Origin of the sequence: Flavobacterium acetivorans, assembly GCF_020911885.1 — a bacterium.
GTDB lineage: Bacteria > Bacteroidota > Bacteroidia > Flavobacteriales > Flavobacteriaceae > Flavobacterium > Flavobacterium acetivorans.
On record NZ_CP087132.1, the window covers coordinates 2295010 to 2314858 of the forward strand.

Below are 19849 nucleotides of genomic sequence, written 5' to 3' on the forward strand. Positions count from 1 at the left end.
ATTAATCTAATTTATTGATGTAATAATTTGGATATTTACTTTCGGCAAAGGTAAATTGATTTTTTGATAAAGGTTGGTTGGTTTTAAAAGAATTAACGGTTAAAGTTGTTTTTGTTCCTTTTTTACCTACTTCAATCAAATTGTAGATGTGTTTGGTTTGTATATCGATTCCCAATTGGATCTCTTTTCTTTGATCCCTATTGTTTGTTGGGATCAGTTTTATATATTGAATTTTTCTTCCTTTGATATTTTGTAAATCAGCCATAGTATAACGGTATCCACTATTAAAAAAAGTCAACATCTTTGATGGCGTAATGGCATTGTCGTCTTTTTCGTTAAAACTAGAGATGGTGATTTCTTCATCTTCAGGGACAATAGTATAGGTTTTCTTTCCGTCAAAAATTTTAGTAATTCCCATGAAATTCAAAACATATTGATTGTTTTTCATCGTTACATTTCCTTTACTGTCCTGATTAATGTTTTCTTTGGAATTATTCAAGGAATATTTGAAATCGATTACAATATTGTCATAGCTTTTTACTTTTGAAGTTACCTGATCTAAAAGCTCTTTTGCTTTTTTGTCTTGGGCTTGTATCGAAAAGCTAAAAAGTAAAATAAATGCAATCTGAATAATTTTGTTCATGGTATTAATTATTTTGTTCGTTGTTGAAAAATTGATCAAGAGAGCTCATGTCTAGGATGTTTACGCTTCTTGCCTTGCTTCCTTCAAAGGGTCCTACAATTCCGGCTGCTTCAAGTTGGTCAATCAATCGACCGGCTCTGTTGTAGCCTAACTTCAGTTTTCTTTGCAACAATGATGCCGAACCTTGCTGGGCATTGACAATAATTTCTGCAGCTTCTCTAAACAGGGTATCTCTTTCGGAAATATCCATATCAAGATTGATGCCACTATCTTCTCCTACAAATTCTGGAAGCAGGTAAGCTGTTGCGTATGCTTTTTGGGAACCAATAAAATCAGTGATTTTCTCCACTTCGGGTGTGTCTATAAACGCACATTGTACGCGTACGACATCGTTACCGTTGGTATAAAGTAAATCTCCGCGTCCAATCAATTGATCCGCACCTTGGGTGTCCAAAATGGTTCTGGAATCAATTTTGGAGGTAACTCTAAAAGCGATTCTGGCTGGGAAGTTGGCCTTTATCAAACCGGTAATTACGTTTACCGAAGGTCGTTGTGTGGCAATAATCAAATGAATTCCAATAGCACGCGCTAATTGAGCCAAGCGGGCAATAGGAATTTCAACTTCTTTTCCTGCAGTCATAATCAAATCGGCAAACTCATCGACAACTAATATGATATAAGGAAGAAAACGATGTCCATTTTCAGGATTCAGCTTTCTGGATTTAAATTTATCGTTGTATTCTTTTATGTTTCGAACCATCGCATCTTTCAATAGTGAATAACGATTATCCATTTCCACACAAAGTGAATTCAAAGTGTTCACCACCTTAGCATTATCAGTGATAATGGCGTCTTCGGTATCAGGTAGTTTGGCCAGATAATGTCTTTCAATCTTATTGAAGAGTGTCAATTCTACTTTTTTAGGATCGACCAATACAAATTTGACTTCGGCAGGGTGTTTTTTGTATAAAAGTGAAGTCAAAACGGCATTCAAACCAACTGATTTTCCTTGTCCGGTAGCACCCGCCATCAAAAGGTGAGGCATTTTGGCTAAATCTACCACAAAAGTTTCGTTCGAAATCGTTTTTCCAAGGGCAATTGGAAGCTCCATTTCGGCTTCTTGAAATTTGGCTGATCCAATAACACTTTTCATCGAAACCATTGTAGGATTCTTGTTAGGCACCTCGATTCCTATGGTTCCTTTTCCAGGAATAGGAGCGATAATACGAATTCCTAATGCCGAAAGCGATAAAGCAATATCGTCTTCTAAGCTCTTAATTTTAGAGATACGAATTCCAGCTTCGGGAACAATTTCATATAAGGTAACCGATGGTCCAACGGTTGCTTTTATTTGTGCAATCTCAATTTTATAATTGCGAAGCGTATCTACAATTTTGTTTTTATTTTCTTCTAATTCCTCTTGGTTGATCGTAATTCCGCCAGTTGAATATTCTTTTAATAAATCAATTGTAGGATATTTATAATTGGATAAATCCAAAGTAGGATCGAATAATCCAAAATCAGAAACTAATCTGGAAGCTAGATTTTCTTCAATAATATCTTCTTCCTGAGCTGTTTCAATCACGAAAGAATCCAAAGGATTTACTGTGTCATTGTTAAAAGGAGGAGGGACAATAATAGGTTTTGTAATAGGATCCAAATTGATTTCGGAAGAATGCGAGATAGTAGGTTTCAAAGATTCTTTGTTAATCTCAAATTGGGAAATCTTTGGTTTTAAAACAATATCTTCGAGTTCGTTTTGTTCGGCAACAGCAAATTCTTCCAAATTATAAGCGCCTTCGTTTTTGCTCATCGCAAGGGAACTCAAGTCTGTTTTAATGTCTTTTTTGGTATTTTCAAAGAAAGATTGGACTTTTTCAGGAGATAATTTGAGTTTAAAAATAAGATAAACAACCAAACCAAAAACCAGTGTCAAAAGCGTACCTGTTTTTCCGATATAATCCTGTAAAAATAAATTGAGTTCATATCCTACAACTCCTCCTAATTCTGGTAAGGAAGTGGCAAAAAAACCAAATAAAACCGATAGGATAATGATGGCAAATAAGTCCCAAAACCAAATCCCTTTCAACTTTTTTGAGGAAAGATTCAGAATTAAAAAGATTCCTGTTAAGAAAAACAAACGAACAAATAGGAAAGAGGCCAAGCCGAAACCGTTGTGTACAATTAAATCGGCCAAAAAAGCACCAAATTTCCCAAGCCAGTTTTGAACTGTTTCGGTTCTGTTTGTCAATTCGGCTACGGCACTTTGATCCACTTGTCCGTGAATATAAAATGAAATAAAGGCAATTGCTAAAGCAATAGAAAACAATACCAAAAGACAGCCCAAGACAATCTTGTGCTGTTTTGTTATTTCCCAAGGTTTGCTAGCATCAGATTCGGACCTGTCTTTTTTTTGTAGAGGTTCTTTTTTTGTAGTTTTGGCCATTCTAAATTGTTATAGTACCTAAAATAAAATTGGTATATAAATGATTAAACCGATTGCGATTGCCGTCATTGCAGCAAAGAAAACAGCTCCTGCTGCAATATCTTTTATGAATCCAATTCTTTCATGATAATTTGGATGGATAAAATCAGCGATTTTTTCTACAGCAGTATTCAAGCCTTCTATACTTACCACTAATCCTATTGCTAGGGTTTGAAAAAGCCATTCTGTCTTGGAAATACCAAAATAGAAACCGGCAATGGTCATCAATATTCCTATTGAAAATTGAACCATAACGCTATGTTCAGTCGTAATCAATTTTATAGCTCCTTGAAGTGCATAGGTCATGCTTTTCATTCTTCCGGTAACGAAGCTGTTGTCTTTTTGAAATTCCATTAAAGAGGTATTATAGTACTGCTAATGCAGCTTCGTAGTTAGGTTCATTAGCAATTTCAGCAACTTGTTCCGTATGAGTAATTACTCCGTTTTCGTCCACAATTATGATTGCTCTGGAATGTAATCCTGTCAATGGTCCGTCAGTGATTTCTAATCCATTTGCTTTACCAAAACTACCTTCTTGGAAGTCAGATAAGTTGATTACATTTTCAATTCCTTCGGCACCACAAAAACGCTTTTGAGCAAATGGCAAATCTCTGGAGATACATAAAACGGCAGTATTCTCTAAGTTAGCTGCAGTCTCATTAAATTTTCTGACAGAGGTAGCACAAGTTCCAGTGTCGATGCTTGGGAAGATATTTAAAATCAGTCTTTTTCCTGTAAAATCATTCATTGTAGCAATTGAAAGATCGCTGTTTACTAATTTAAAATCAGATAGTTTAGTTCCTACTTTTGGTAATTCTCCTGAAGTGTTTATTGGATTTCCTCCTAATGTTATTGAAGCCATAATTTATTTTTTTAATGAGGTTCAAAAGTATGAAAATTATTTAAGAATAATAGGGATGGTTTTGAGATTTTAGAACAATAGGAAAAGGACAGTCTAATGCAGGGGCGAAAAAAAAACGTCCTTATTTCTAAGCACGTTTCTTTAGTAGTTTAATTGGGTGAAGATTTCTATTTATCAATTGAGCCCAAAACTCTTTTCATAAAAGTATTTAATGCTTCTTTTTTATCTGTTCCGTTTTTGACCAATTTGTGAACTTCTAATGCACCATACATATTAGAAATCAGCTCGCCTATAACATCCAGTTCTTCATCTTTCAAAGAGGGAATTTCTGTCATTGCTTCCAGAACTTCAATGGTTTCTATGATATAATCCTGATCGTTTTCTTCTATAAACTGCGTTAGATGCTTTATTACGGGTAATTTCATTTTAGATTTTTTAGATTGTTTGACGTTTTAGATTTTTAGACTTTCTTGAAAATTTAGACAAGCTCTAAGAAGTCTAAAATACTAAGGAGTCTAACTTATCTAATTAGGCTATTTCGCTTACTAATTCGGCCAAAACCTCGGCTTTGTTTGTTTGGGTTTCGTTTACTAATTTTCCATTTACAAAAGTGGCAAAAGTGGGTAAATTACTAACATTAGCTAACTTTCTTGATTCAGGTGAATTTTCAGCATCAACAAGCACAAAAGTAATCGCATCGTTTTCTGAAGCCAATTTTTTGAATTTTGGTTTCATAATGCGACAATTTCCACACCAGGAGGCCGAAAATTGAACCACAACTTTTTGGTTTTCAGTGATTAAATCAGCTAATTTATCTTCGTTTAAATCGATTAACATAATTTATAATTTTTAAAGTTTAAGGTAAAAATAATGGCAATTAAATACACCCAAAGTGCTTTAATTGCCATTAGGAGGATGTTTTTTATTAGTTTAAGCTCAAATATGCAGCAGTACTTTTTCTGTCAGCACTCATTGCTTCTTTACCAGCTTCCCAGTTAGCAGGACATACTTCACCTTTTTCTTGAATGTGAGTGTAAGCGTCAACCATACGTAAGTATTCGTTTACGTTACGACCAAGAGGCATATCATTTACACTTTCGTGGAAAATTTTACCAGTTTCATCAATTAAATAAGTCGCTCTGAAAGTAACATTAGATCCTTCAACAATTACTGAATCAGTTTCTTCACTGTATTCTGTTGAATCGATATCAAGAATACCTAAGATGTTCGATAAGTTTCTGTTAGTATCGGCAAGAATTGGGTAAGTTACTCCTTCAATTCCACCATTGTTTTTTGGTGTGTTTAACCATGCAAAATGCACTTCGTTGGTATCACAAGAAGCACCAATTACGATTGTGTTTCTTTTTTCAAATTCCGGCAAAGCTGCTTGAAAAGCGTGAAGTTCAGTTGGACAAACAAAAGTAAAATCTTTTGGGTACCAAAACAAAAGTACTTTTTTGTTGTTTTTTGTAGCTTCTTCAAAGATGTTGATTTTCAAATTATCGCCCATTTCTGAGATGGCGTCAACTGCAATGCTTGGGAATTTTTTTCCTACTAATGACATATTATTTATTTTAGATTAATTTTTTAATTCTGCTGCAAAAATAAGACAAACAGAAGGGTTATAGCAATAAGATTTGATTGTAAAATTTTATCAGATAATAAGTTTTAGCTATCATGTTGCAACTAAGCCATAATAAAATATTATAAGTTGCTGATAATTACCGGAAGTGTTCCTTTACATTCAGAATTGTCCAGCAATTGCTGGGCGGCGCTTTCTTGAAATTCTGTAAAATCTTGGTATATTTGCACGATTCCTAAAGCCGATTTTAGGTTTGGAATTATTTGTAAGGCATAAGGATTTCCAAATACGTATAAAATACAACTTTTAGTACTAAATATATTTTTCAAAAATTCCAAAATTTCCTCTTCAATGTCAAAATTATTCAATGGCTTTGCCTTTGGAACGAATAGAGAAATTAGTAAAGTATCATAATCGGTCAGGCTTTTTTCTATGCTATCGATTGAATCGATTTCGTCCATTTCAATTGCAAATTCTGCGGAAAGAATCGTTTTATTTAAGGTTTCGAAAAAAGGATTATCGATGTTTTTATAAAGACTCACTTTGGCTAGCGCTCCTTTTTTGGATGCATCCAAAATGACTGTGCTATTGTTATTGTCTCTTATTTTTGTGATCGAATTTTGGGCAATCTTACGATTCAAATCGGATGCAGCTTCAAAATTTAAATTTCCTTTTGGTTGGTTGTCAACTAAAATTCCCGCTTTTTGCTTGCATTTCATTAAACGCTTGTAACTAGCTTCAATACGCTCCGGTGTGGCGTTTTCGAGGATTTCCTGAATGCCTTCTTCAACATTTTCGGCAAAACACAATACATCGTTTCCTGCATTGAAAGCTTGCCATTCGAGCTGGCCTTTTTGGTCATACAATTTGGAAACGCTATGCATATTCAAAGCATCCGAAATCACTAATCCATCATAATGTAATTGCTCGCGCAAAAGCGTTTCAATTACCGATTTTGATAAGGTTGCCGAGGTATTTTTGCCATCATTTAAGGCAGGAACAGCTAAATGTCCAATCATAATCGAGTCAACATCGTTTTCTATTCCTTTGATAAAAGGATACAATTCATTTTCGAGTAATTGATCTAATGTTTCTTCCAAAATAGGTAAACCCAGATGTGAATCGACATTGGTGTTTCCGTGTCCGGGAAAATGCTTGAGACAGCCTAAAACTCCCACATCGTTCATACCTCTTAAATATTCAAGAGTAAAACGCGCCACTTTTTCTTTATTTTCGCCAAAAGAGCGGTAGCCAATTACCGGATTATTCGGGTTGTTGTTGATATCTGCTAATGGTGCCAAATTGTAATGAATTCCTGCTGATTTTAGATCTAAGCCAATTTGTTTTCCTACTTCGTAAACTAAATGAGATTCGCTCTCCGGCAAAGCACCAAGAGTGATTGCATAGGGATATTGCGGTGTTTTTTCGACACGCATGGCTAAACCCCATTCGGCATCGATACTCATTAAAAGTGGAGTAGTAGCACATTTCTGATAACGAATTACAAGTTCTTTCAAACGTTCATAGCTGTCGTCGTTGAAAACAATTTTCTTTTTGGTCTCATAATTGGTGGCTGCGCTGGCTCTGCTGTGAAAAAAGGTAAGCCCGCCAATATTATGTTCCTTGATTAATCGCTCTGTTGCTTGAATATTTTCTTCGGTATCGTTTATGAAAACGGCGGGAAAAAAGAATTGTCCTATTTTTTGTTCTAATGTCATTCTTAAACTGTTATTATTTTAAACCGGCTTTTTTTCATCGTCTGTTTTTTTTCCAAAATCATAAGGGAAAATCAAAAAGCGAGACAATATCAGCCCTGGAATCGTTGCCAAAAATACCCAGATAAAGAAGTTTCCGTAACCCAGATATTCTTGAATATAACCACTAATCATTCCGGGAAGCATCATGCCTAAAGCCATGAATCCCGTTGCAATAGAGTAGTGGGAGGTTTTTGATTCGCCATCAGCCACATAAATCAAATACATCATAAAGGCCGCAAAGCCAAAACCGTAACCAAACTGTTCGGCAATAACAGTTGCATAAACGTAATAAACGGAGGATGGATGAAAATGCGCTAATAAAATAAATCCAATTATAGGTAAGTGCATGGCTAAAATCATGGGTAACATCCATTTACCAAGTCCGTCTCTAGAGATGACAATTCCGCCAATTATTCCGCCAACAGTTAAAGCAATCACTCCGAAAGTTCCATAGATTATACCAACATCTTGGGTGGTCAAACCTAATCCGCCAACGCCTTTATCGTCAATTAAAAAAGGTGTCAACATCTTTAATAATTGGGATTCACCTAATCTGAATAATAGAATAAAAGCTAAAATAAGTCCAATTTGTTTTTTTTGAAAAAAACTGGCAAAAACGGCTCCAAAACTTGCGTTTGAGTTTTTTTTAGAGTCTTTTAGAGGAGTAGCTATTTCTGTTTTTGGTGTAGCAAAATAATTATAGATAGTCAGTAAGGTCATTATTAGCCCAACAATAATCATGGTGTAGGACCATGCTTTTTGTTTATCGCCATATTCTTGTTCGAGATAGCCTCCAATAATTACAACCAAACCATTTCCGGTAAGCATCGAAAGACGGTAAAAAGTACTTCGTATTCCTAGAAAAAAGGATTGTTGATCTTTTTCTAAAGCCAACATATAAAAGCCATCGCTGGCTACATCATTGGATGCCGATGCAAAAGCCGCTACCCAAAAAACAGCCAGACTTATCACAAAAAAATGATTCATCGGAATGGTGAATCCAACAATTAAAAAGGCAATCGAAATTAGTAATTGCATGGTAATAAACCATTTTCTTTTGGTGGCATAGAGATCGATAATAGGGCTCCATAAAGGTTTTATAACCCAGGGTAAATATAAAAGGCTGGTGTATATTCCGATGTCTTCATTGTTGATTCCCAGATTTTTATACATGATTACCGAAACCGAAATAATAATAGCATAAGGCAGGCCCGAGGCAAAGTTTAAAACTGGTATCCAGTACCAAGGTCTATTGTCTATTTTCATTATTTGAAGGGCTTTGGATTGTATTTGTTTGCGATGTAGTATTTAATAAAGTGGCTTCACTTTCATTGCCGTAAAAATCAACAAAAGAGATGGCGTAGTTATAATTTGGATCTAAAAGATTGTTTTTAATAACAATGTTGATGGCATCTTTTTTCTCTGTGAAAGCTATTTTATCGATAATCTGACTAGGATCATTCACATCAATTTTTGAATTGTTTTTGGCACCATAAACCATAACATAGCGCACTTTACTCTCAAGAGGATAGTTAAGTGTGTATGTACAAGAGTTTTCGTTATTAGTTGTGCTGCAAACTGTTGGAATATCAATTACCGTTTTTCTTGAATTGGGAACTACGTTTGGAAGTGCAGGGTATTTGTACTGATTTTCCATAAGTAGTTTTGTAACGGCTTTGTTTTTATTGACAAAGGATTTGGCACTAAAAAAAGCATTACCGCTAATGTTTTTATAAGAACGGGTCACATCAATTTGATTTGGAATTTCGCTTGGATTATTCCATCTTTTATCAGAATCGGCATTTACTTTATAACTTCCATTCCCAATATATACAGCGGTATTTTTAGAATTTTCGGACCACCATTTTATTAGTTTTGAATAAGAAGCCGTACGATGATCCAAACTCCAATACAATTGTGGCAGTATGTAATCGACCCAACTGTGTTCCATCCATTCCATCGGATCGGCAAACAAATCATCATAATTGGTTTGGCCGGCTTGAGTATCGGAACCCTTTGGATCGACTGATTTATTTCGCCAAACTCCAAATGGACTGATACCAAACTGTACCCAAGGTTTGATGCTTTTTATGGAATAGGAAGTGTATTTTACAAAATTATTGACATTTAAACGTCTCCAATCGTCTAATTTCATTCCGTTGCCATATTTTTTGAAAGACTCGGTATCATTGAAGTTTTGTCCTGTTATTTTGTAAGGATAAAAATAATCGTCAAAATGAATCGCATCAATGTCGTAATTTCTAACAACTTCATCAACAACGGCAATCAAGTGTGTTTGAACTTCGGGTAGGGCAGGATTGTAATAATATTTTCCGCCGTATTTAATCATCCATTCCGGATGTTTGAAATAATCATGCTCCGGACTCAAAGCCTCTGTTTTTAAATCCATAGTGGCGCGATAAGGATTCAGCCAAGCATGAAATTCAAAACCTCTATTGTGCGCTTGGGTAATCATCCATTCTAATGGATCAAAATAAGGATTAGGTGCCTGTCCTTCTTTTCCGGTCAGATATTTAGACCAAGGAGCTAATTTTGAAGGATAAAAAGCATCACCAACACTGCGTATTTGAACAATAACTGCGTTGTAATTTAATTTTTTATAGGTGTCTAGAATTTCAAGATAATCCGCTTTTTGTTTTTCTACGGGATCAGTACCCGATTTTGGCCAATCAATATTCACAACTGTAGCAATCCAAACGGCTCTGAATTCGTTTTTGGGATACATCAAATTTTCTTGTGCATTTCCTTCAGAAAATGATAATAGAAATAAGGGAAGCAGCAATAAGATAAAATTTTTTGGATTCATTGGTTTGAATGTTTTTTATGAAAATCAAAATTAGCTTTTTTAGTGACATTTATAAGATATAAAAGTCCTAAAATTGGATTTGTTTAGTTCGTACAATTTCTTTGCCAAATTATTGATATTCATTACAAAAAGTAAATTGGGGAATAATTGTTTTATGGGTTATACTTTAAAAATCAATTTGTATTTATAAAAGATCCATAGGATTATTGACCAGAAAACGGCATAGGCTAATGCAAAAGTCAGTGATGCATTTAATGGATTGCTAAAATAAGGAACAATACAAAATTTGTAAAAGTAATTTTGAAGATTGATTTTTTCAGCGGCTATTTCTGGGTTTTCAATCTTAATTGCGCTTAAAACTCTAGGAATTATTCCTGAGAAGAAAAACACAATCATGGGATTTACTCCCCAAATTAAAAATAGCTTCGTCCATTTTTTATAATTTACAACATCTATTATGTAGTATAAAATTGTTAAAGATAATGTTGCAATACCGGCTGTATATAATACGTAAGAGCTTGTCCAAAGTGATTTGTTTATAGGGAAGACGATGTTCCAAATTAAACCAGTAATTACTAGAAGAATACCTACGATTCCTATTTTTTTTAGGATTTCAATTTTTGGAATTTGTAAATTTAGTATTTGTCCTATGTACATTCCGAAAATTCCTGTAGCTATTGCAGGCAAAGTGCTCAGAATTCCTTCGGGATCCCAAGTTTTAGAATAACTCCATAAATGTCCGTTTAAAAGCGAATTATCTATCCAAGCAGCTAAGTTGGTACCTTTTTCAAAATTAGCAGCGCCAAATCCCGGAACCGGCACAAAAGCCATTAAAATCCAATATCCTACTAACAGCGAAGCAGCAACCAGTAGTTGTGTTTTTAGATTTGTTTTCAAAAATAAAAGAGAAGTAAAGAAATATACAATTCCTATTCGTTGTAAAACTCCTGGGATTCTTACTTCCTGATAAGCTTCAATTGAACTGTATGCCAAGAATAGTAGGATTGCAAAAATTCCGAAAACTAAGTAGGTTTTTATTTTTAGACTGAAATTTCCTAAAAGCGCATAAGCCACTGCAAAAGTTATAAATAATCTCAGGATCAATAAAGGAATTCCTTCTAAACCCAAGATTTCTATTCGGCTAAAATAATTCAGGAATAATCCCAAACAGAAAATTCGTAAAGAACGAACAATAATTTTATTAAAAACAGCAAAGTCTAAATGTTTAGTTGGCATTGCAAAAGGAATTGCGGTACCCATTATGAAAATGAAAAATGGAAAAACTAAATCGGTAGGAGTACAGCCATGCCATTCGGCGTGCTGTAAAGGCGGATAAATGGAAGCCCAACTTCCGGGATTATTGACAATAGTCATCAATAAAATAGTGAATCCTCTGAATACATCTAACGAAATTAAGCGTTCTTTTATCATTGTTTTTGGTTGGTTTTTTGGTTTTAGTAATTAGTGGTATTTATTTAGTTAGCTCGGAAATGAAATTTTCCCCATAGCAACCGATGGAATTCCTTTGCGTATTCCAAAATCAGAATTGCCACCGGAAACGGTTTCATTGGCTAAAATGGCAAACAAAATTGCCTCTTTGGCATCGCCTGAAATACCTAAAGCATCGGTTTTTGAGAAATGACAAGGCAATAATTCTTTCAGCCATTGTACTAATAGCGGGTTGTGAGTTCCGCCACCGGACATATAAATGGTAAAACTTTCAATAGGATATTTTGTATTGTCTATAGTTGATTGTATAGCGTTGGCTATGGTTTCGGCAGAAAACCTTGTTAATGTTGCCAATAAATCGGGAATTGAGATATTTTCTGTTTCGCTTTTGCTTTGTGCTTTTTTGACGTATTCAATATTAAAAAGTTCCGGACCTGTAGTTTTAGGATAAGGTTTCAGGAAGAATTCATTGTCTATTAAAGCTTTCAAAAGAGATGGGTTTACGGTTCCTTTCTTAGCAATTTCGGCATCTTTATCGTACGATTTTTCAGGGAAAGAAAGTCGGGTAAATGCATCAATCAGAGTATTTCCCGTTCCGGTATCAGTCACAAAAACTTCTTCGGGATTCATGCTTGAGGGTAAAAACGTAAAATTAGCAATTCCGCCCATGTTGAGCATAATACGATTTTCGCCTTTTTTTCCAAAGAGGAAATAATCTCCGTAAACAGCCAATGGTGCTCCTTCGCCACCTGCGGCAAGATGTTTTTGTCTGAAGTCTGAAATGGTAATAATTCCTGTTTTGACAGCAATATGATCTCCATCTCCAATCTGTAAGGTAGCATTTGGGAACTTTTCTTGTTGGTGTAAAATCTTCGGCGCATGAAAAACGGTTTGTCCATGCGAAGCTATCAAATCGATTTTTTCTGTGGGGATTTTCCAACGATTCAGACAGTCCAAAATCATATTGGCGTGAAGCAGTCCAATCCATTCGTTCAATAAAACCAGTTTCTGGAAGTCGATGGTTTGTTTTGCAAATACCGTTCTGATTTCTGATTTGATTTCTTCGGAATAGTCAACAGTGTCAAATTGTACTAATTGAATTTCTGTATTTTCGCCAGAACCTGAAATCGTGCATAAAGCCACATCCAAACCATCTAGAGAAGTACCGGACATTAGACCAATAATAGTTCGGCTTGGTTTTTTTGCAATTTTATACAGTGATTCCAGATTTGCGTTCATGATTCAATTTTAAGCTGTTATTTACAATTTGGATTGTTTTGTCAATTTCTAAATATATAGAAGTGTTTGTTATTTTATAATGGCTTCCTGAATTATTTTCTGAATATCCTCTCTGATTCTTTCTTTGGATAACTTATTCCCCTCAGCAGTTACTTCTGGATACGTTCTATTGGAAAGAAAAACATAAACGATTTCGGTTTCAGGATCAACCCAAGCGATGTCTCCGGTGAATCCGGTATGACCAAAACTAGATTCAGAAACGCAGTTACAAGTAGAGCCGTCGTTTCCTATTCTTTTGTCAAAACCTAAACCTCTTTGAACTCCTTCGGAAGCGTAATAGGAAGTGTTAAAATCATCAAATGTTTTTTCGGAAAAATAACGCTGATTGCCATAGCTGCCTTTTTGTAAAAATAATTGCATCATTTTGGCAACATCCATCGCATTCGAGAAAATTCCGGCATGACCTGCGACTCCGCCTTCCATTGCCGCCGCCATATCGTGAACATACCCCTGAACACTCTGGTGGCGGAAATAATTGTCAATTTCAGTAGGGGCAATAACATTCCTATCAAATTTGTTTAACGGATTGTACAGCGTGTTATTCATTCCAATTGAGTTGTAAAAATTTTGCTGGCTTAGGACATCTAATTTTTGTTTGGTCTTTTTTTCTAAATATTCTTTCAGGATGATAAAGGTAAAATCACTGTATTTGTATTCTTTTTTAAGGGATAATGGAGTATCAGCGATGATTTTCATAATGGTGTCTTGATAGTCATTTCTGATAAAAAGATTATCTGTCACTTTTGTAGAAAATTGAGAGTCTGCCACTTTGCGATAATATTTTTCAGAAGGATTATTTTTATTGTCCAGGGTTGCTTTGTAAAACGGAATCCAAGCCTGAAGTCCTGCATAATGGGTTAGTAAATCCTTGAAGTTGATATTTTCCTTATTTGTTTTTGCAAAAAGCGGAACCATATCTTTTAATTTGGTGTCCAGATTCACTTTGTTTTTATCGTACAATTGCATGACATTAGGAAGTGTCGAAATCATTTTTGAAATGGAGGCGACATCGTATAAATCCGAGTTTTTGACTTTTGCGGCATTGTCATAAGTATGGTGGCCGTAGGATTTTTGGAAAATCACATTCCCTTTTCGAGCCACCAATACTTGCATTCCGGGAGCCATTTTACCATTGATTGCTTTTTGAGCAATCGAATCGATTTTGGATAAAATTTTTGGATTCATACCTTCATTTTCCGGTGCTGTAAATCCCAAACGGTTTAATTTTGTTGTCGATAAACCATCGTTTACGTTGAAAGATTTATTTATCGATACGGGTAATTTTCCTTTGGCCTCGATGGCGCCAAAGAGTAATTCTGCCGAAACAATCTGACTAATATCCGAGTTTTGGTAAGAAACGACCAATCCTTCAATAGCATCAAAATTTGTGATTGGTAATAAAGAATACGGTTTTGTGAAAATATCCAAAATCACCTTGTTGTGTTTTGCAATTTCTTGCAACCAAAGCAATTCGGTTTCGGTAAAATTCTGTTTTTCCCAAGTTTTGTTTAGTTTGTGGAAACCAATAATAACGGTTTCGTATTTTTTTAATTCGTTGTTTAGGCTGTCAATATGGGTATGAGATACTTCGGTTACTTCGGTATATTTTTTTAAGGTAGATACAAAAGTGCTGTTGACATCATCGCCTAATTTTACGTAGGCAATTTTTTGATTCAAATTTTTGATAGGAAGTATTTCTTTTTCATTTTTCAAAACGGTAATGGCATTTTCATACAACTGATAGCTTAAAGCATCATTTTCTGAAGGATTAAGATCTGAAGACAAATTTGTTGTGTCAATAGATTTGTATTTGTTTAGCCCTGCTTTAAATTTATAATGCAGTATTTTTTTTACCGAATGCGCCAATCGCTCCTCGGTAAGAATACCTTCGTTGTAAAATGTTTCCAGTTTGTTTAAGCCAACAACTTCATCGTTGGGGCCAAGAAAGATGTCATTTCCGGCAAGTAAAACGGCTAATTCAAGATCTCCGGGACCTTTAAAGTTAGTGGCACCTTTCATCGCTAAACCATCGGTAAAAATCAAACCATCAAAACCTAACTGATTCTGAAGTAGGTTAGTTACTATGTTATAAGAAGCCGAAGATGGATGATTTTCTTTCGATTCCAGACTTGGAATATTAAGATGTCCAACCATTACAGACACCAAACCTTCATCAAACATTCGTTTGTAAGGATACAATTCTACCATATCGATTCGCTCTTTTGAAAAATCAACCAAAGGCAAGGTATAGTGAGAATCGGTCGAAGTATCTCCGTGACCTGGGAAATGTTTGCCGGTGCTGAAAACGCCCTGACCTTGAACGCCTTTCATCAAAGCGGCGGCTTTATCGCTGACATTGCGTTTGTTTTCGCCAAAGGATCGGTTTCCAATAATTGGATTTTTAGGATTGGTATTGATGTCAAGAACAGGTGCGAAATTGAAATGGATTCCCATTCGTTTGCTTTCGGCACCCATGTTTTTTCCTAGTTTTTCAATTAAATCCAAGTCCTGAATGGCTCCTAAAGTCATGTTCCAAGGAAAAACATAAGTAGAATCCAGTCTCATACTCAAACCCCATTCGGCATCAATTGCTACGAATAAAGGCACTTTTGCTATTGCCTGATACTGATTCGTCAATTTAGCCTGACGGCCCGGACCACCTTGGAAAAATATTACTCCGCCTATATTATAATCTTTAATTAATGCCTTGATTTTATTTACATGAACCGAATCTTTATTTGAATAAGCCGAGATCATAAACAGCTGACCTATTTTTTCTCGAACTGTCATTTTGTTATAAATGCTGTCTACCCAATGGGTTTCGGCATTAGAATCTTTAAAAAACGTTTTTCTCTCGGATTTTTTTAAAGGAACGTAAATATCTTTATCTTCCGTAAAAGAAGTTTTATTTAAATCAGTAATGGTTTTGCTTTTTTTCGAAATAGTACAATTGGTAATCAAAAATAGAAATGCGGTGTAAAGGCTAATCTTTATAAAGTAATTTTTCATTTAATTGTTTTTTATGGCAATTGAATTCCAATTTTTCATTCAGATGGACCTCAATCAATTAGTCAATTATAGTGTTTTTAATGGGGTTTAAAAACTTATTTTTTCACTGCTGCGGGAACTTGTTAGGTACAATCCCAAATAAGTTATCAGTCCGTTGAGTACTATTAATTCATTGTCAAAGACATATCCTGAAAACAATATTTTTGAGTTTTCATTTATAAGATAGGTCAAAAAAGGAGATAATAGGCATAGGAATGGAACCAGTTTATCATTTACGTTTCTTGATTTTTGGAATAAACCAAAGGCATACAATCCTAATAAAGGACCGTAAGTATAAGAGGCAACCTTGAATATCATCCCAACTACAGAGCTATCATTGATGGAATTAAAAATAAGTATTACAAAGAAGATTAAGGCCGAAAAAGCGAGATGAACAAAATGTCTTAGGCGCACTGAGTTTTTCTTATTGTTCTCGGCTTTGTCCATACCTAAAAAATCCACACAGAAAGAAGTTGTTAATGCCGTTAATGCTGAATCTGTGGTGGCAAAAGTTGCTGCAATAATTCCCAATAAGAATATAATTGCCGGAATTATAGATAGATGATTTAATGCAATTTCAGGAAAAAGTAAATCGGTTCTTGGCTTGCCTGTAATTGAATCAACCGGGATTGCGATACCGTTTTTGTTGGCATAAATATAAAGAAGTGCTCCTACGCTCAAGAAAAAAATATTGATAAGCACGAAGATTCCCGTAAAGGTAAACATGTTTTTTTGTGCTTCGCCAATGTTTTTACAGCTCAGGTTTTTTTGCATCAAATCTTGGTCGAGCCCCGTCATTGCAATGGTCACAAACATTCCTCCTAATATTTGTTTTACAAAATGAAATTTGCTTCCCAGAAAATCATCAAAGAAAAATATTTTTGAATAATTGCTGTTTTTTACTTCTTCAAATGCGCCAATAGCACTTAAATCCATACTGTCGCAAATAAAATAGATCGTCAGGAAAACCGAAGTAACCAAGAAAAATGTCTGTAAAGTATCCGTTATAATAATTGTTTTGAGTCCGCCTCTGTAGGTATAAGAAAAAATGAGAAGCAAGGAGATTAATACAGTGATTGCAAACGGAATGTTGTAATAATCAAAAACAAAACGCTGTAATACAATAACCACTAAATAGAGTCGGAATGCAGAGCTCACAGTCCTGCTGATCAGGAAAATAGAAGCCGCCGTTTTATAGCTAAAGATCCCCATTCGCTGCTCGATATATCCATAAATAGAGGTTAAATTCATTCTGTAATACAGCGGTAATAATAATTTTGTAATTATGATAAAACCGATGGCATTACCCAATACAAACTGGAAATATTTAAATTGTTCGCCACTTGCGGCGCCTACTTCGCCCGGAACCGATATAAAAGTTACCCCAGAAAGAGCGGTTCCTATCATCCCAAAGGCAACTAAATACCATTTAGAATTCTTATTGGCTGTAAAAAAAGCTTCGTTTCCGTCATCTTTTCGGCTGACTCTATGCGAGATATAGAACAATGTTCCGAAATAAACGATAATAAGGATTAGGATTGCACTTGGTGTCATTTTATATCTTTAGTGGTTTTCTATTTTTTTATAAATCTATGAAAAGAGTTTAAATAGTTTGGTTGTTAAATTTCTAGATTTTTATTTTCGGCCAGTAGAACAGCTCTAACACTTTTGTGTTTTTTCAATAAATCAAAAGCCAATTTTTCATCAATATGGAGTTCTTCTACAATCATTTCGACACCTCTTTGAACTAATTTTTTATTGGATAACTGCATGTCAATCATTTTGTTTCCATAAATGCGTCCCAGTTTTATCATAACCGATGTTGAAATCATGTTTAAGACTAATTTTTGAGATGTTCCTGCTTTCATTCTGGTACTTCCGGTAAGGAATTCCGGGCCAACAATCAATTCGATAGGATAATCGGCTTCTTTTGAAATCAGGCTTTCGCTATTGCAGGAAATGCTTCCGGTAACGATATTGTTTTCTCGGGCTTTTTTTAAGCCGCCAATAACATAAGGCGTATTTCCCGAAGCTGCAATTCCTATAACCACATCTAAAGGCGAAATTTCATAGGCGGATAAATCTCTCCAAGCTTGATCAATATCATCCTCGGCATTTTCTACTGCTTTTCTGATGGCTGAGTCGCCACCTGCTATGATGCCAATAATCCAATTATCCGGAACTCCAAAAGTAGGAGGACATTCAGAAGCATCAAGAATACCGATTCTCCCGGATGTACCCGCTCCGATATAAAATAATCTTCCGCCCAATTTCATTTTAGAAACAATGATATCTACTAGTTTTTCAATATGGGGAATTTGTTTTTCAATTACATCTGCTACTTTTTTATCCTCATTATTTATATTAGACAGTAACTCAGTAGTACTCATTTTATCTAAGTTCGAATATAGAGACTCTTGTTCTGTATCGGGATTGAATTTTGCCATTTTTATTTTTGAATTTTTAACTTATTAGAGATGTTTTTTTTAGACTTATTTAGCGAATGAGTAAGCATTGATTTAGTAGATTAGATATTTCACTCTCATTTTTTTGAAAGAAGTCAAATCTTTCTGCCAACTTTTTCTTATTTTATTTTCCGAAGTTCCACTTTCAATTTGTTGCTGTAATTTTTTTGTTCCAGCCAGTTTTGTGAAAAAAGGATTGAAGAATTTAGTTTTGTCGCTGGTGTTTTGATAGGCTTTAATTAGCCATTTTAGTTCTAATCGCTTTAGTTTTGGGTAAGTTGTTAAATCTTCACCAATACATTCTTTGCCATTATAAGTTGGATCTTTTGCACCAAAATTTGGTTTTGGAGTAAAACGGTAATTGAAGTTTTCTTTAGCTAGAAAAGGGGAACCATAAATTTGGAACTGCTTTTCAGTACCGCGCCCCATACTTACATTGGTACCTTCAAAAAAGCACAAACTCGCGTACAAATTGATGGATTGATCGTTGGGTAAATTTGGAGACGGTTTTACAGGTAAACTGTATTCCATTTTTCGATTATAGTCAACACAAGGAATAACGGTCAGCGTGCATTGTACTGCATTTTTGAGCCATTTTTCTCCATTAATCATTTTAGCATATTCTCCAATTGTCATTCCGTGAAGCACCGGAATAGGGTGCATTCCTACAAAACTGGTAAATTCTTTTTCCAAAAGAGGACCATCAATAATACTTCCATTTGGATTTGGCCTGTCAAGAATTACAAGCGGAATTCCATTTTCGGCACAAGCTTCCATGACATAATGCAAAGAGGAAATATAGGTGTAAAAACGGGCTCCAACATCTTGCAAATCAAATAACATGATGTCAATTCCTTCTAATTGTGTTGGTTTTGGTTTTTTATTGTCTCCATAAAGCGAAATGATTGAAAGTCCGGTTTTGGGATCTTTTCCATCAACTACATGTTCGCCTGCATCTGCAGTTCCTCTAAAACCGTGTTCAGGAGCAAAAATAGTTTGAATAGTAATTTTTTTATCCAATAAGAAATCGACCAAATGTGTATTGTCAGACAAAATCCCTGTTTGATTGGTAACGATTCCTATTTTTTTATTTTTTAACAAAGGCAGGTATTTTTCATAATTATCGGCACCGGTCTTAATTGCTGTGGTATTATTTTCTGGCGTATTATTTTTTGCAATTGCCTGAAATGTATTAGAATAAGTAGCGATTGAAAATATAGAAAATGCAAGAAGGGCACTTTTTTTTATGAATTGCATCATTTTAAATCAGAGTTTAATAGTTAGAATCATGAAATGGATTAAATAAAGTTGGTGTTTTTATTTAATATTTTCAGTTTTTTCTAGATTATTATTAATTTGAATTACTGTAGAAGAGTTTGTCTGAATGAATCAGATCGCATTAAATCCCGTAGTTTAATTCATCGAAGCTCAG

General features: G+C 34.9%; 16 protein-coding genes. All 16 read right to left on the reverse strand.

All coding sequences use genetic code 11. The annotated features are described in order from the left end of the window. Position 1: 1 nt before the first annotated feature. Entirely contained in the window at positions 2-643 is a 642-nt protein-coding gene (gene lolA1 / locus LNP19_RS10070; protein ID WP_230061798.1) for an outer membrane lipoprotein periplasmic chaperone LolA1, read from the reverse strand. 4 nt (positions 644-647) lie between these two features. Next, positions 648-3089, reverse strand: a complete 2442-nt coding sequence (locus tag LNP19_RS10075; protein WP_230061799.1) for a DNA translocase FtsK — start codon at positions 3087-3089, stop codon at positions 648-650. Between the two features lie 18 nt (positions 3090-3107). Then, positions 3108-3482 (reverse strand): diacylglycerol kinase family protein, encoded by a 375-nt coding sequence (locus LNP19_RS10080; protein WP_230061800.1) that lies wholly within the window; start codon positions 3480-3482, stop codon positions 3108-3110. 10 nt (positions 3483-3492) lie between these two features. Next, entirely contained in the window at positions 3493-3990 is a 498-nt protein-coding gene (tpx, locus tag LNP19_RS10085) for a thiol peroxidase (RefSeq protein WP_230061801.1), read from the reverse strand. 167 nt (positions 3991-4157) lie between these two features. After that, complete coding sequence (locus LNP19_RS10090) at positions 4158-4415, reverse strand: DUF6952 family protein (protein ID WP_072944863.1); 258 nt, start codon at positions 4413-4415, stop codon at positions 4158-4160. A 103-nt stretch (positions 4416-4518) separates the two neighbouring features. Continuing rightward, entirely contained in the window at positions 4519-4827 is a 309-nt protein-coding gene (locus LNP19_RS10095) for a thioredoxin family protein (protein WP_230061802.1), read from the reverse strand. An 88-nt stretch (positions 4828-4915) separates the two neighbouring features. Then, positions 4916-5554 carry a peroxiredoxin gene (locus tag LNP19_RS10100; protein WP_230061803.1) on the reverse strand — a complete coding sequence of 213 codons (639 nt, stop codon included), beginning with the start codon at positions 5552-5554 and terminating at the stop codon, positions 4916-4918. Between the two features lie 140 nt (positions 5555-5694). After that, positions 5695-7290 (reverse strand): glycoside hydrolase family 3 protein, encoded by a 1596-nt coding sequence (locus LNP19_RS10105; RefSeq protein WP_230061804.1) that lies wholly within the window; start codon positions 7288-7290, stop codon positions 5695-5697. Positions 7291-7308: 18 nt separating this feature from the next. Continuing rightward, positions 7309-8595, reverse strand: coding sequence for an MFS transporter (locus tag LNP19_RS10110; protein WP_230061805.1), 1287 nt, complete (start codon positions 8593-8595; stop codon positions 7309-7311). Continuing rightward, the gene (locus tag LNP19_RS10115; protein WP_230061806.1) at positions 8579-10156 is read right to left on the reverse strand and encodes a glycoside hydrolase family 10-like protein; all 1578 of its coding nucleotides are present in this window, start codon (positions 10154-10156) and stop codon (positions 8579-8581) included. Before LNP19_RS10115 ends, LNP19_RS10110 begins: the two co-directional genes overlap by 17 nt. A gap of 159 nt (positions 10157-10315) precedes the next feature. Then, positions 10316-11587, reverse strand: a complete 1272-nt coding sequence (locus LNP19_RS10120) for an acyltransferase family protein (protein WP_230061807.1) — start codon at positions 11585-11587, stop codon at positions 10316-10318. Positions 11588-11635: 48 nt separating this feature from the next. Beyond that, on the reverse strand, positions 11636-12844 hold the full coding sequence (locus LNP19_RS10125; protein ID WP_230061808.1) for an anhydro-N-acetylmuramic acid kinase: 1209 nt from the start codon (positions 12842-12844) through the stop codon (positions 11636-11638). A 69-nt stretch (positions 12845-12913) separates the two neighbouring features. Beyond that, a complete protein-coding gene (locus LNP19_RS10130) occupies positions 12914-15913 on the reverse strand; it encodes a serine hydrolase domain-containing protein (RefSeq protein ID WP_230061809.1) in 3000 nt (999 codons plus the stop codon). Positions 15914-16000: 87 nt separating this feature from the next. After that, a complete protein-coding gene (locus LNP19_RS10135) occupies positions 16001-17506 on the reverse strand; it encodes a sodium:solute symporter (RefSeq protein WP_230061810.1) in 1506 nt (501 codons plus the stop codon). A gap of 65 nt (positions 17507-17571) precedes the next feature. Further along, the gene (murQ, locus tag LNP19_RS10140; RefSeq protein ID WP_230061811.1) at positions 17572-18399 is read right to left on the reverse strand and encodes an N-acetylmuramic acid 6-phosphate etherase; all 828 of its coding nucleotides are present in this window, start codon (positions 18397-18399) and stop codon (positions 17572-17574) included. 72 nt (positions 18400-18471) lie between these two features. After that, positions 18472-19677, reverse strand: a complete 1206-nt coding sequence (locus LNP19_RS10145) for an exo-beta-N-acetylmuramidase NamZ family protein (RefSeq protein ID WP_230061812.1) — start codon at positions 19675-19677, stop codon at positions 18472-18474. Positions 19678-19849: the final 172 nt, after the last annotated feature.